General features: G+C 55.1%; 12 protein-coding genes and 1 riboswitch. Of the genes, 7 read left to right on the top strand and 5 right to left on the bottom strand.

Features of this window, described 5'->3' with window-relative positions; all coding sequences use genetic code 11:
• Positions 1 to 34 precede the first annotated feature (34 nt).
• The gene (locus NQF64_RS08085) at positions 35 to 394 is read left to right on the top strand and encodes a hypothetical protein (RefSeq protein WP_099027492.1); all 360 of its coding nucleotides are present in this window, start codon (positions 35 to 37) and stop codon (positions 392 to 394) included.
• A gap of 14 nt (positions 395 to 408) precedes the next feature.
• Here the strand turns inward: NQF64_RS08085 and pnuC are convergent, their stop codons facing one another.
• The 3 genes from pnuC to NQF64_RS08070 are packed head-to-tail and all read right to left on the bottom strand — an operon-like array spanning position 409 to position 4,469.
• Positions 409 to 948 (bottom strand): nicotinamide riboside transporter PnuC, encoded by a 540-nt coding sequence (gene pnuC / locus NQF64_RS08080; RefSeq protein ID WP_155573946.1) that lies wholly within the window; start codon positions 946 to 948, stop codon positions 409 to 411.
• On the bottom strand, positions 949 to 2,073 hold the full coding sequence (locus NQF64_RS08075; RefSeq protein WP_266107034.1) for a phosphotransferase enzyme family protein: 1,125 nt from the start codon (positions 2,071 to 2,073) through the stop codon (positions 949 to 951).
• Between the two features lie 2 nt (positions 2,074 to 2,075).
• Positions 2,076 to 4,469, bottom strand: coding sequence for a TonB-dependent receptor (locus tag NQF64_RS08070; RefSeq protein WP_266107033.1), 2,394 nt, complete (start codon positions 4,467 to 4,469; stop codon positions 2,076 to 2,078).
• Positions 4,470 to 4,546: 77 nt separating this feature from the next.
• A riboswitch (TPP riboswitch) is annotated at positions 4,547 to 4,659 on the bottom strand.
• 145 nt (positions 4,660 to 4,804) lie between these two features.
• Between NQF64_RS08070 and rpe the strand changes: the two genes are divergently transcribed.
• Together rpe and NQF64_RS08060 are read left to right on the top strand one after the other, a co-directional pair.
• Positions 4,805 to 5,467, top strand: a complete 663-nt coding sequence (gene rpe / locus NQF64_RS08065; RefSeq protein WP_099027488.1) for a ribulose-phosphate 3-epimerase — start codon at positions 4,805 to 4,807, stop codon at positions 5,465 to 5,467.
• Positions 5,468 to 5,481: 14 nt separating this feature from the next.
• Positions 5,482 to 7,113 (top strand): heparinase II/III family protein, encoded by a 1,632-nt coding sequence (locus tag NQF64_RS08060; protein WP_266107032.1) that lies wholly within the window; start codon positions 5,482 to 5,484, stop codon positions 7,111 to 7,113.
• Positions 7,114 to 7,126: 13 nt separating this feature from the next.
• Here NQF64_RS08060 and tyrS read toward each other — a convergent pair whose 3' ends face one another.
• Complete coding sequence (gene tyrS / locus NQF64_RS08055) at positions 7,127 to 8,377, bottom strand: tyrosine--tRNA ligase (protein WP_266107031.1); 1,251 nt, start codon at positions 8,375 to 8,377, stop codon at positions 7,127 to 7,129.
• Between the two features lie 40 nt (positions 8,378 to 8,417).
• On the bottom strand, positions 8,418 to 9,143 hold the full coding sequence (locus NQF64_RS08050; RefSeq protein ID WP_099027485.1) for an alpha/beta hydrolase: 726 nt from the start codon (positions 9,141 to 9,143) through the stop codon (positions 8,418 to 8,420).
• Between the two features lie 296 nt (positions 9,144 to 9,439).
• Between NQF64_RS08050 and NQF64_RS08045 the strand changes: the two genes are divergently transcribed.
• Genes NQF64_RS08045 through mnmA form a run of 4 tightly spaced genes read left to right on the top strand, consistent with a single transcriptional unit; the run spans position 9,440 to position 13,207 of the window.
• Complete coding sequence (locus tag NQF64_RS08045; RefSeq protein ID WP_266107030.1) at positions 9,440 to 10,618, top strand: cysteine desulfurase family protein; 1,179 nt, start codon at positions 9,440 to 9,442, stop codon at positions 10,616 to 10,618.
• The gene (locus NQF64_RS08040; RefSeq protein ID WP_266107028.1) at positions 10,615 to 11,769 is read left to right on the top strand and encodes a cysteine desulfurase family protein; all 1,155 of its coding nucleotides are present in this window, start codon (positions 10,615 to 10,617) and stop codon (positions 11,767 to 11,769) included. The genes NQF64_RS08045 and NQF64_RS08040 overlap by 4 nt, the downstream gene beginning before the upstream one ends.
• Before the next feature lie 36 nt (positions 11,770 to 11,805).
• Positions 11,806 to 12,120 (top strand): ferredoxin family 2Fe-2S iron-sulfur cluster binding protein, encoded by a 315-nt coding sequence (locus NQF64_RS08035; RefSeq protein WP_099027482.1) that lies wholly within the window; start codon positions 11,806 to 11,808, stop codon positions 12,118 to 12,120.
• 10 nt (positions 12,121 to 12,130) lie between these two features.
• A complete protein-coding gene (gene mnmA, locus NQF64_RS08030) occupies positions 12,131 to 13,207 on the top strand; it encodes a tRNA 2-thiouridine(34) synthase MnmA (protein ID WP_266107027.1) in 1,077 nt (358 codons plus the stop codon).
• Positions 13,208 to 13,286: the final 79 nt, after the last annotated feature.

The following is a 13,286-nucleotide window of genomic DNA, read 5'->3' as shown; positions in this document are numbered from 1 at the left end:
ACGCGCCGCATTGCGGTGGGTGAGGAGAGAGGCAATGGGTTTGGTAAAGACGCTCGGTTTAGGGCTAGGGCTGATGGCCCTGATGATAGGCAGTGCGGGGCTTAGTTATGCTGATGATGGGGCTGATGGGCTAGATAGTGTTGTGCGTAAGCCCATGCCCAAAACCAGCTTGCCGCGTGTTCATGCTGATTACAGCATGTTCCATTTTGTCCCACGCGGGGATGAGGTGACGATTCAGCCAGAGCATGGGCGGTTGATTTTTCGTAAAAAGAGTGGCGTGCCTGACGGCTATGCCGAGCGGCGCGGTGCGGCGATTGTCTATTATGATTCCACAGGTAAAGCGGTGCGGATTCAGCGTCTCACCCCTGAGGAGTTGGACCGGATGACCCAATAAAGGGTCGTCGCTTTTTAGGCCTTCCACCGCCAATAGCCATAGAGGCCGAGAAGGGTATAGCCCCCGTAAAGCAAAGCGGTAATGCTGAGCGAACGGCTGAAGAAAAGCCCTGTATAAATTACATCAATCCCTGCCCAGAGCAGCCAGCTTATGCGGTGCCGCCGTGCGGTCCATAATTGGGCGAGTAAGCTGGCCCCGCTTAGGCCGCCATCAAGGAGGGGGGCTGGGTCGTCACTCCAACAGCGCAGGGCTATAACCCATAAGGTGGAGAGGATAAAAAAGCCAAGCGTCTCTATGATGGCTTTTTTGAGGGCCAGCGGCTGGGGCGGGAGGGTGTTTTGCCGTGCTTTATCCCGTGCCCATAAAGCCCAGCCATAAAGGATGGTGAGGCTAAACACCCCTTGCAATATGGTATCGGCATAAAGGCGGGCATGGAAAAAGACCCAGCCATAAAGAAAGGTCGCTAGGAGGGAAATTGGCCAGCCGATGAGGCAGCGTTGGGCGGTTAGCCATACCCCACTTGCACTAAAGCATGCAGCGATAAGCTCCATCATTTAACATGCCTCCAACATGCTTAGGAGGGTACGCCCTGTGGGGGAATGGAACCATTCTGCATGGCCGATGAGATAATCCCGCCAAGAAATCTCTGCCGCTGCTTGGTTATGGAGCGTATGGCCGTAATAAGCCGTTTCAGAGAGGGCAAAGGTCACATGGCAGAGGGGGAGCCAGCGTGCTGTGAGGTGTCGTTCTACGAGGCTTCTTGGGCGTTGGGCATCATAAGCGTGGAGGAAGGCGCGTAGCTGCTCCTCATGCACGGTGGGGGAGCCGTCAGGGGCGAGCCAGCTAATGAAGCTACGCTCTATCGCTACAGCGAGGTCAAAAGCGGCACTGGTTTGGTCACACATGCCGAAATCGAAGATACGCACGGCGGTGAGGTCTTGCCCCTCATTCTGCCATAAGAGATTTGCCCCATGCCAATCACCATGTCCCCAAAGGGGGCGGTCATGCGGTAAGAGGGGGCGTAAGGCCTGATGAAATGGCTCTAAAAGGGGCAGAACGTCAGAGCGTACATCCTCAAGGGAGTAAAGTGATGTAAGGCCCTTTTGCTGTGCTGCCCAAGGGAGGAGTGTATCGTCTAAGGATGGCCCGAGCAGGGGATGGCGGATGGAGGTGAGGGGGGGATTATGGCGCGGGGGCGCGTCATACCCCGCACTAGCGTGATGTAACTGGGCAAGGAGCCGCCCGCTAGAGGCCGCTTGGGGCGTGCTTTTATAAGGCCGCCATGATTCAAGCCCGCGATAAGCATCGTGCTCGGTAAAGAGGGGAAAGGCCTCATAAACATAATGCCCTTCTGCTTTGGCGGTGGTGCCATCCTCCATAGGGAGTGGGGCGCATACGGCTAGCCCTTGCGCTGCGAGATGTTGGGCAAAGCGATGTTCCTCTGTCACTGTGCGGGCGGAGCGCAAAGCCCGCCCATGCCGTTTGAGGAAGATATGCTGGCCATCCTGCAACGCGATGATGGCCGAGGCAGAAAAGGGCCGCTGGCTATGCCAGAGGATAGGCTCTTTAGCGGGATGCATGCCCCAATGAGGCAAGAGAGTTGCTACATCAGCGCGCGTAAGGGCGGGCCACACACAGCTATTATAGCCGCTCTCTAAGCCAAGGGGGCGTGTAGACATGCTCAAAACCCCGCCGTAAAGCTTGCAAGGGCGGCAAAGGGACTGCCGATGAAGTAATCAGGGCTGGAGCCTTTAATGCGCGTCCCATGCAGGCCGGTTGTCGTATGAGCGTTAAAAGCGGTGCTGTTAATACCAGAGAGGTAACGTTGATTGCTTAAATTGCTCAGGTTCAGGCGCAAGGTGGGTTTTTGGAGTACGCCGATATTGTTAAAGCGGTACCCCAAAGCGAGGTCTGCCGTCATGATGGCAGGGATGCGTTCATCATTCATAAAGGTGGCATATTGGTGGCTTATATAATGCATCGTCACCATGCTGAAGAAGTGTCCATCATCATAGCGTAACCCCGCTCCCGCTTGGAAATGAGGGCTACGGATAGCCGTTTTGCCTGCTGTAGGGAGGAGGTCCCCCCTAGCGGCAATGTTACTATCGATGGTGGCATGGAGATATTCAAAAGAGGCATAGGGGCTGAGATGATGCCAAGGGCGTGTGCCAATCTCTACATCTACCCCGCGTGAGGTTTGCTTCCCCGCATTGATGGAGGTGGAGATATTGGGGTTATTGGGCTCCCCTGTTTTAATCTGCCGATTGCGGAAATTGTAGTTAAAGAAGGTCACGCTCGCAGTAATCCATTCCCCCGTACGGCGATAGCCAAACTCCTCTGCGATGGAATATTCATTTTTAAGATGGTTTGTCCCCGCTTTGCTGAGGGAGCCATTGGCGTTGCCATTCGCATCTGTCCCAGCATATTGGTTGTAATAGCTGGAGGCTGTTGGGGCGCGGAAGTTGGTGTTGACGTTGAGGAAGAGCTGGTCCTGCTTGGTAAAGTTCCACCTCATGCCAAAGCGCGGCAGTGGCTCGGCTTTATTACTAGAGATGGTCCGCTGAGGGCCGGGGACGTCATTTGTTCCCCAACGATGCATCATGACCTCTTTAAAGCCAATATCCATCGCTAATCTATCCTGCATGAGGGAGATATGGTCGCCTATATACAGCGCATTGACCTGCGACATAGTATGAAAGGCCCCCGCAAGGTAAGGGTTACCATTGGGCATTAGCACACGGTCACGCCGTTTATCGGCCCAAATATTGGCCGAACTTCCATCATCATTAACGGTGGTAAAGGGTTGGCGTTGGTTATCATCGGAGTAGTCATACCAATACCCCATAACGAAATCATTCCATTTATACCGGGCATGGAAGGCCATATTCACCCCAGCGCGATAGCTACGCTGCGTGTATTCGGAACGGACGGTTTGATTATCGGTTAAAGGGAGGGAGGAGACAGGCTGGGTGCCATAATAATTGCCTGTACCAGAGAGCTGGGAGCCGTACGGGAAGTTACCATAAGCGCTTTGAGCATAAGGGGTGATGTCAAAACTATAACGCTGGTTAAAGCGCAGATGCACAGGCGCACCGACATAGAGCGTTTCCTCTGGGTCGCGGGAAAGTCGCCAGTAATTATAGCTATTATCGCCGGGTTCATAATGATGGGTGAGGGCACCGCTATGGGTGCCGTATGTTTTCCAATCCTTGAGGGACGTGAAGGGATAATAGCTGGTGATGGTCCTGTTCCATGACCCAACAAGGCTTGCGCGATTGTCCTGCCCCCATTCTTTAAGGAGCTTGAAGTCAATATGCTGGCGGGTGTCGTACCCGCCGCTGCGCCAATTATCAGTATGGGTGTTGGAGTAAGAGGCAAAGCCGCGGACGCCACTATGGCCAATCTCGCCTGTCTCAAGCCGGAGGAAGCCGCGCCGCGTGTTAAAAGAGCCGTATGAGAAAGAGGCAAACCCGCCGGGTTTAAAGGCCGGGTCTAGGAAGGAGAGCTTCATCAACCCACCAGCGGCATTGAGGACGGGGCTATCAAGGTCGGAGGAGCTTTGTTGCAGCCCAACGGTGCTGTAATTCTCTGTATCAGCAAATTGGTTGGGATACCCACCATAAGAGGCAATATCATTGAGGGGCATACCCTCTAAGACATAGCCAATAGCATCCCCATTTAGCCCACGGACACTGATATTCGTATTAGGGGAAATGCCAAAAGGGTCGGAGGTAGCAACATTTGCACCGGGTAAAATGGAGACAAGCTGAAAAGCCGAAGCCGTAGGGGCTTGTACATCCATATAGCTACGGCCCACCTCACTGATGGATTGCGTGCCATGTTGAGGGCGGATTAACCCCCCACCGCGTTGGGTGACCTCCGTTGTGGCATGGGTGGTGATATATTCCACCTCTTTTGCCTGCACATCATGGGGATGTGAGGTGGTGGGATGTGAGGTGGGATGTGTTGGTGTGTGCGTCTGTTGGCCTTTTGTTTGCTCCTCAGCCAAGGCTAAGCTGGGGCAACATAAGGGGAGTAAGAGGAGGGCCTGTAAGCTAGAAAAAGATAAGCGCATAGAATCTTCACCTTCGAGAGGTCGATAGGGAAGGTTCGCTGGGCTGGCGTTAGTTCAGGGGAAGATGGGGTTGTCCCATCCGTACTATTTTCCTGTCCCTTCGCCGGTACGAACCGGATCAGGTTCAAAGGGTTGGATGGCCTTACCCATCCTCTCAGCCTTGCAGATGAAGGCACCCCTCGGAACATATATGCTTTGTTAGCAGAGATAAGAGTGTGCGTTCAATAGAGACAAGCCCTATGGGGGAGGAGGGGCGGGCGGTTTCTCTTGTAAAAATGCCTGTTTCTGCCAATATCGGGATGTATGAATTTAGTCTTTCTTAAAATGGGGGGCATATGCCTGTAATTGCACCGAGCCTGCTTGCTGCTGATTTCTCTAATCTGCGTCAGGAAATGAGCGCGGTGGTAGAGGCCCCATGGTTGCATCTTGATGTTATGGATGGGCATTTTGTGCCTAATATTTCCTTTGGGATGCCGGTTATTAAAGCTTTGCGGCCGCATAGTCAGGCTAAGTTTGATGTCCATTTGATGATTGACCCTGTGGACCCGTATTTAGAGGCCACGGCCAAAGCGGGAGCAGATCATATTACGGTGCATGTGGAGGGGAATGCTCATCTGCATCGGACGCTGCAAACCATCCACGCCTTAGGCTGTAAAGCAGGGGTGGCGATCTGTCCTGCAACCCCACCAGAGGCTTTGTCCGAAGTCATGGATATGGTCGATATTATCTTGGTTATGACGGTTAATCCCGGTTTTGGGGGGCAGAAGTTCCTGCATGGTCAGCTTGCTAAAATCCGCACCCTTGCAGAGATGATCCGTAAGAGCGGGCGGGATATTACACTAGGCGTTGATGGTGGGATTGATGAAACTACAACCCCGTTGGTGACGGAGGCCGGGGCGACTATGCTCGTGGCAGGCTCTGCTATTTTTGGCAAGGATGACCGCAAAGCCGCTATAGAGGGGATGCGCGCTGCGGCCCGCCCCGCACGTCGTGCATGAGAGGGGGCTGAGGCTTGTTTAAGTCCTGCTGGCGGTATGTTCGGCTTTTATGTGCTTCCTTACCGGCTCGCCAGCGCGGTGAGGTTGGCCCTGTCTGCTTGTATCAGGATCGAGAAGAAGGGGACATCGACCAAGCTGCGTTGCTGACAGGTGGTGTATTCCGCTTTGCACAAAAAACGTATCGCCTACCAATGCGGGATGTTTGGCATAAGAATGATTGGCCTGAGGATGTACGGCGTTGGTTCTATAGTTTTGATTGGTTGAAGGATCTGCGTACGTTCGGCACGAATGGGGCGCGGCTATTGGCGCGTTCTATGGTGGCCTCATGGGCGGACCGTCCTCCTAATGACCCTATTGCGCGGGAGGGTGGGGTAATAGGCCGCCGTTTGGCAAATTGGTTCGGGCATTATGAATTCTGCCTTTCCACCGCTACAGTGAACACACAGCATATTGTGTTAGAGGCTGCAGTGAAGGATGGACGGCGGCTCTCGGCAATGTTGCCTCTTTCCTCATTAGGTTGGGAGGAGCTTGCTGCTCTGCGTGGGGTGTTAGCCGTCTATATGGCGGTGCCTCATTATGATGGCTTTTTTAAACGCTTTGAGGAGCAACTTCCCCATGTGTTGACCCGTCTGCTGGGGGAGGAGGGTATTGCAGCAGAGCGTAGCCCGGAAGCGCAATATCGCTGCGTGCAGGAACTTACTGCGATTCAAGGGATGTTCGGTGTTTTGCAATGGCTGCCACCAGAGTGCGTCTCTGTCGCTTTAGGGCGGGCTTGTGCAGTATTGCGGGCTTTTTGCCATGGCGATGGGGGGCTAGCCCTCTTTAATGGCGCGCAGGAACATGGCGCAAAATCCATTACCGCTTTGTTAGAGCAAGCCGAACGCTACCGCATTGTTGCCTCGAGTTTGAGCCAAGGTGGTTTTGTGCGGCTTACAGCAGGGCGGGCCCTTTTATTGGTGGATGCAGCCCCACCCCCACCGCGCGGGTTGGACCGTATGGCCCATGCGGGGACGTTGTCTTTTGAGTTCTCCCATCATCGGCAGCGATTATTTGTAAATTGTGGCTCTGCTATGGGCGGGGGATGGCAACGCGCCTTGCGCTCGTCTGCTGCTCATACAGCCCTAATTGTGGAGGGGGAATCCTCATCAGGGTTTGGGGCGGATGGTCATATAACGCACCGGCCTTCACAAGTGCGTTGCCAGCAAGAGCGAGAGGGCCGAGCAGACGCCGTGCATCTCTCTCATAATGGCTATTATCCCTCTCATGGGGTGATATGGTCCCGCTCGCTCTTTTTAGACCCTTCAGGGGAGGAGTTACGCGGCTGCGAGCGTGTGGAAGGGGAGCGTGATGTGTCTTTTGCGCTGCGTTTCCATATTCATCCTGATGTGCGGGTAGAGCGCGAGGATGAAGAGATTATCCTCCATACAGCCTCTGAGATATGGCGTTTTCATCAAACAGGTGGAGAGATAGCCGTGGAGGACGACCTGTATATGGGCCGCGGCACACCGGTGGAAACGCGCCAGATTGTCGTTTATTCCCGCCCCGGCCGGACGTTAACATCACCTGTAACAGAGAAGGAGGGGGCCGAGACACGCCCCCGCCGCCAGCAAAAGGTGGAATGGGTGCTGGAGCACGTGCCCCTCTAGGAGGGCTGCCCTGTTACTCTACCCGGATGAGGATATGTTTCTTCTTGCCGGAGGAGAGCTTTAGCGTGCCGTCTGTTAGGTCGGCAGATGTGATGATTTGATTCTCATCTTTGATGACGACATCATTCAGCCGGGCACCACCCCCGCGGATGAGGCGGCGTGCCTCGCCCCCGCTGGCGGCTAAGCTTGCCTCTGCAAAGAGCTTAAAGGCAGGTACGCCCTCGGCAAATAGGCTGGCAGGCAGGGTGACTTCTGGCAGGGCGGCTTGTGTGCTGCCTTGCTCAAACACGGTGCGGGCGGTTGCAGCGGCTTCCTCAGCGGCAGCACGGCCGTGGCAGATGGCTGTGGCCTCTGTAGCCAGAATCTTCTTGGCCTCGTTAATCTCTGCCCCTTCCAGCGCGCCGAGGCGTTCACATTCCTCCACGGGGAGGTCGGTAAACATTTTGAGGAAGCGGCCTATATCCGCATCTTCCGTATTGCGCCAGAACTGCCAGTAATCAAATACAGGCCGCCGCTCTTTGCGGACCCACACCGCCCCATTGGCGGACTTGCCCATCTTAGCCCCAGAGGAGGTGGTAACAAGCGGTGTTGTCAGCCCAAATAGCCGCGCCCCATCGGTACGGCGAGCGAGGTCAATGCCGGAGACGATATTGCCCCATTGGTCAGAGCCCCCCATCTGAAGGATGGCCCCATGACGGCGATAGAGCTCCCGGAAGTCGAATGCCTGAAGGATGGAGTAGTTGAACTCTAAGAAGGTCAGCCCCTGCTCACGCTCAAGGCGTTGCTTCACACTCTCAAAAGAGAGCATCCGACTGACAGAGAATTGCACCCCAACATCTTGCAATAGGCTGATGTAAGAGAGCTTATCCAACCAATCCGCATTATTGACGAGGCGACATTGACCATCATCAAAATCCAAAAATTGCCCCAGTGAGGCGCGCAACCCTGCAAGATTATGGGTGATGGTCTCGTTGCTCATGAGCGAGCGGGCCTCATCGCGGAAGGACGGGTCGCCAATTTTCGCCGTCCCCCCACCGATGAGCGCGATAGGGTGATGGCCGTGCTTTTGTAAAAGCCGCAACATCATAATCGACATCGCATTACCCACATGCAGGGAATCAGCTGTAGGGTCAAAGCCGATATAGGCCGTAATGGGGCCTTCCTGCATAAGAGCATCCAACGCCTCATAATCGGTGCATTGGAAGATCATCCCACGGGCCTGAGCTTCCCGCAGGAAAGGGCTTTTAAGCGCGATATCGGTCATGAAAAAGCTCTTCTCAATAGTCTATAGCAAGGGGGATCGCTTAGCCGATGGTCTCTTCAGCATGTTCTGGCTCTGCTTCATGCTCTAGCGCGGGGGCGGCGATAGAGGCAGGCTCTGGTGCAAAGAGGTTTTTCTGCCGGGTGGTGACATGGTCCTCCAACGCATCGGCAATCAGCTCCGCTTGCTGGGAGAAGATGTGGTCTGCCTCTGGGAAGATGCGATAATCCACCGTCACATTCTTTTGTGTGTTGAGCTTCTCAACCAGTTTACGGATGACAGGCTCCGGGGCCATGCTATCCCGCCCACCAGCAATCATTAACCCGCTACAGGGGCAGGGGGCGAGGAAGTTGAAGTCATAATCATCAGCAGGGGGGGCAACGCTAATCCAACCGCGGATTTCTGGCCGGCGCATCAGCAGTTGCATCCCTACAAAGGCTCCGAAGGAATAGCCAGCAATCCACAACTCCGAGGAGTTGGGGTTAATCATCTGCATCCAGTCCAGAGCGGCGGCTGCATCGGAGATTTCCCCAATACCGCCATCATAACGGCCTTGAGAGCGGCCAACCCCGCGGGAATTATAACGCAGGACGGAAAACCCCATCATCTGAAAACGCCGATACATGGTGTAAGTGATGCGGTTATTCATCGTCCCGCCATGGAGCGGGTGGGGGTGGATGACAAGGGCGAGAGGAGCGTTAGGGTCTTCGGAATGGTGATAATGGCCTTCAAGCCGCCCATCAGGGCCAGCAAACATGACTTCAGGCATGCGTCTCTCAATCTTTTTGTCCACCCTACTGCCTGTATGATTTAAGGCCCAGAGTGATGTGCGAACCGATATGCCCAGCCCTGTATCAGACGACTAGACACGATTTTACATCCTTAGCGTGAGGTTATAGGCCCCGCTAAGAGAAGCATATCGGCGTTGTATATCGGTTTTGCTTTACTAATTTCTAGTAAAATCGACTCTCACATGCTGGTTTTTTCAAAAAAGTAAATCAGATTATGTTTGTCTCTTTATAAGGGTCAGGTTTATCAGAGGCAGCAGAAAGAGGAGGAGTCTCCATGCTTCATGCCCCGCCTTCACAGCATAACCCGCTTTATTTGGATGCTAATGCGACAGAGCCGTTACGCCCCATAGCCCAACAGGCGTTGAATGAGGGGCTGGCCCAGCTGGGCAATCCCGCCTCTGTGCATACAGCAGGGCGTAAGGCCCGTGTGATGCTAGAGCAAGCACGCAAACAGCTTGTCGGGGCTTTTGGGCGAGAGGCGGATAGCTGTGTGTTCACCTCCGGCGGGACGGAGGCGAATACGCTTGCCGTGCATGGTTTTGGCCATGCGGTAGGGCGGTCTATCCTCATCGGTGCGACCGAGCATGACGCCATTCGTAAAGCCGCGCCGGAGGCATGTGTGATTCCGGTGGATCAAAACGGTCTCATAGAATGTGCCGCTTTGGAAACACAGCTTGCCTCTCATGTAGCAGAGGCAGGTGCGCTCGTATGTATTATGGCGGCGAATAATGAGACAGGCGTGTACGCACCGTTGGAGGATATTGCCGCTTTATGCCGCCAATATGGGGCGCATTTGCATATTGATGCGGTGCAAGCAGCAGGGCGAATGAGCGGGACAGACCCTTTCTCTCAAGCCGTGGCGTCAGGGGCGTTAGTAGGGGCGAGCCTTGCTTTATCTGCCCATAAGATGGGCGGGGTGATGGGGGCGGGGGCTCTTCTTCTGCCAGAGGACCGGCCCTTACCCCCCCTTCTTCCCGGTGGGGGGCAAGAGCGTGGACGGCGCGGGGGTACCCCCGCCCTTGCAGCGCATCTCAGCATGGCCGCTGCGTTGGTGGAAAGCCAGCAGCAAGAATGGAGTCGCCTGCAGATATTGCGTGATGAGCTAGAGGCCATCTGCTGCCATGCAGGGGCGGTCATTATGGGCCGTGACGTCCCGCGCTTGCCGAATACGGTGAGTGCCCTTCTACCCGGTGTAGCGGCGCAGATGCAGCTTATGGCCTTGGATATTGAGGGGTATTGCGTCTCTGCTGGCTCGGCCTGTTCGTCCGGCAAAGTGGCGCGCTCCCATGTGTTGGAGGCTATGGGGCAAGGCGAAGGCGCAGGGCAGGCGATTCGCATCTCTCTGCCATGGAATGTGCAAGCAGAGCATGTGCGTGCCTTTGGGCAGGCTTATAGCCGTATGGCGCAGCGATTTGCCGAGCGTGGCCTCTTACAAAATCGTACTACGTTATGAAGGCGGATAAGCAGGAGGTTATCTATTTAGATTACCTCGCGACAACCCCCTGTGACCCGCGTGTTATAGAGGCCATGCTGCCCTATTTTACGGCGTCCTTTGGTAATGCTGGGAGTGTGCATCAGCTTGGCCGTGCGGCGGAGGAGGCCATAGAGGAGGCTCGCCAGGAGATGGCGCAGCTTTTGCAGGTGAGCCCTCATGAGGTGATATGGACCTCGGGGGCGACTGAATCCAATAATTTGGCCATTAAAGGGGCGGTGCGGTTCTTAAAGACGCAGGGCGATACAAGACGGCGTGTTATTACAGCCGCAACGGAACATAAATGCGTGTTGGAGGCTGTGCGCTCCCTCGCAGATGAAGGGTTTGAGCCTATTATCCTCCCCGTAGGGCCTGATGGGCGTGTAGAGCCAAATCGATTAGCCGAGGCCTTAAAAACACCAACCGCGCTTGTAAGCCTCATGGCGGCGAATAACGAGACAGGTATCGTCCACGACATCCCCCAGCTTATGCCGCTTATCAAGCAAGCAGGGGCGTTGTTGCATGTTGATATGGCCCAGATGTTCGGTAAATTACCATGCAGTTTAGAGGGGATCGACCTCGCCTCATTCTCGGCCCATAAGCTATACGGCCCTAAAGGGGTCGGAGCGTTATATATAAGGCGGCGGCCTCGTGTGCGGTTATTGCCTTTGGTCTCTGGTGGCGGGCAGGAGCGTGGTATGCGCTCTGGCACATTGCCTGTCCCGCTCATTGTAGGGATGGCCGTTGCTGCACGTTTTGCCTTAGCTGCCCAGCCGGAGGAGGTGCCGCGTCTTATGGCATTGCGCGGCCAGCTTTGGCAGGCTATGCAGAGGCTTTGCCCAACAGCGCGGCTTAATGGCGGCCAAGCTCCGCATCTGCCGGGTGTACTGAATTGCTGCTTACCTGATGGGCCGGAGGCTCAAGACTTGATGAAATCCCTGCCGGGGCTGGCTTTTTCGGCTGGTTCAGCATGTTCGGCAGCGTCTGGTGCGCCGTCTTATGTATTGCAGGCAATGGGCTTGACCGATAGAGAAGCACGCAGGAGCTTGCGTCTTTCGGTCGGACGCTTTACCTCAGCAGATGACGTGGAGCGCGCAGTGGCTCAATTTAGGCAGGTTTTAACAGGTGGTTAACCACGCCTGCGTGGATTTCAGAGGGAGTGAGGGTTTATGCCACGGATGGTTTTTGTTGAGCGTGATGGTAGCCGCCATGAGGTGGAGGCACAGGCAGGTCTCTCCGTCTTGGAGATTGCCCATGAGCATAATATCGACCTTGAAGGAGCCTGTGAGGGCTCCCTAGCATGTGCGACATGCCATGTTATCGTGGACCCAGCATGGGCCGATAAACTCACCAGCCCAACCGATGATGAAGAAGATATGCTCGACCTCGCCTTTGGGCTGGAGAAAACATCGCGCCTTGGCTGCCAAATCATCATGACAGATGAGCTGGATGGCCTTGTCGTTCATCTTCCCAAAGCGGGGTAAGGTAAGCGTTATGCGCATCCTTGTAGCTATGTCTGGTGGGGTCGATAGTTCTGTTGTGGCAGCGTTGCTCAAGCAGCAAGGCCACGAGGTCATCGGGGCCACCTTACAGCTTTACGACCATAGCGGCCCCGCCAAGCCGGGGGCTTGCTGTGCAGGGCGGGACATTATGGATGCGCGTTTAGTGGCGGAGAAAATCGGTTTTCCTCATTACGTTATTGATGCGGAGAGCCGCTTCCGCGATAGCGTTATTGAGAGTTTTGCCGATTCTTACGCCCGGGGAGAAACCCCTGTCCCTTGTGTGGCTTGTAATCAGGGCGTTAAGTTTACGGACCTCCTGACAATGGCGCGGGATTTAGGCTGCGAGGCTATGGCGACTGGCCATTATGTCCGCCGGGTTGAGGGCCCTACTGGGGTGGAGATGCACCGCCCTGTGGATCGGGATAGAGACCAAAGTTGGTTTCTCTTTGCCACAACGCGAGAACAGTTGGAGTTTCTCCGCTTCCCCCTTGGGGAGATGCCCGATAAAGCTTATGTCCGTGCCTTAGCGGAGGAGCTAGGGCTGGATGTGGCGACAAAGCGCGATAGTCAGGATATTTGCTTTGTGACGAATGGCTCTTACGCCACATTGGTGGAGAAGATGCGACCAGAGATTGGTGGGCCGGGCGATATTGTAGATGAGCACGGCAATGTGCTGGGCCAGCATGAGGGGATTGCACGTTACACTGTGGGGCAGAGCCGCCGGTTAGGGGATATTCATACCGGTACGGGGGAACGGCAGATGGTCACGGCGATTGATGTGCCTTCCCGCCGCATCATTGTTGGCCCGCGTCAGAAGGTCATTCATGATGAGAGCCGCCGCATCGTCCAGCTAAGGGATATGAATTGGCTGATTGATGCCCCAGCAGATGGCGTGCGCTGCGGGGTGCAGCTACGTGCGCGTGAGGGGTTGCGCCAGGCTCTTATACGACCTTTAGAGGGAAACCGGGCAGAAGTTCAGCTCGAAGAGCCCGCTTTGCCCGCACCGGGGCAAGCATGCGTGATGTATGAGGGGGAGCGTGTTTTGGGTGGTGGATTCATCCTTGCATGAGGGGCCTATTTTAAGAATGTTTCGATTTTAAAATATATTTTGCACAAATCTTCCTTTTGGATATGGACAACCCCCTATG

It is taken from the genome of Bombella saccharophila, from assembly GCF_026385475.1.
In the GTDB taxonomy this organism is placed as follows: domain Bacteria; phylum Pseudomonadota; class Alphaproteobacteria; order Acetobacterales; family Acetobacteraceae; genus Bombella; species Bombella saccharophila.
This window is presented reverse-complemented; position numbering and strand designations above follow the sequence as displayed.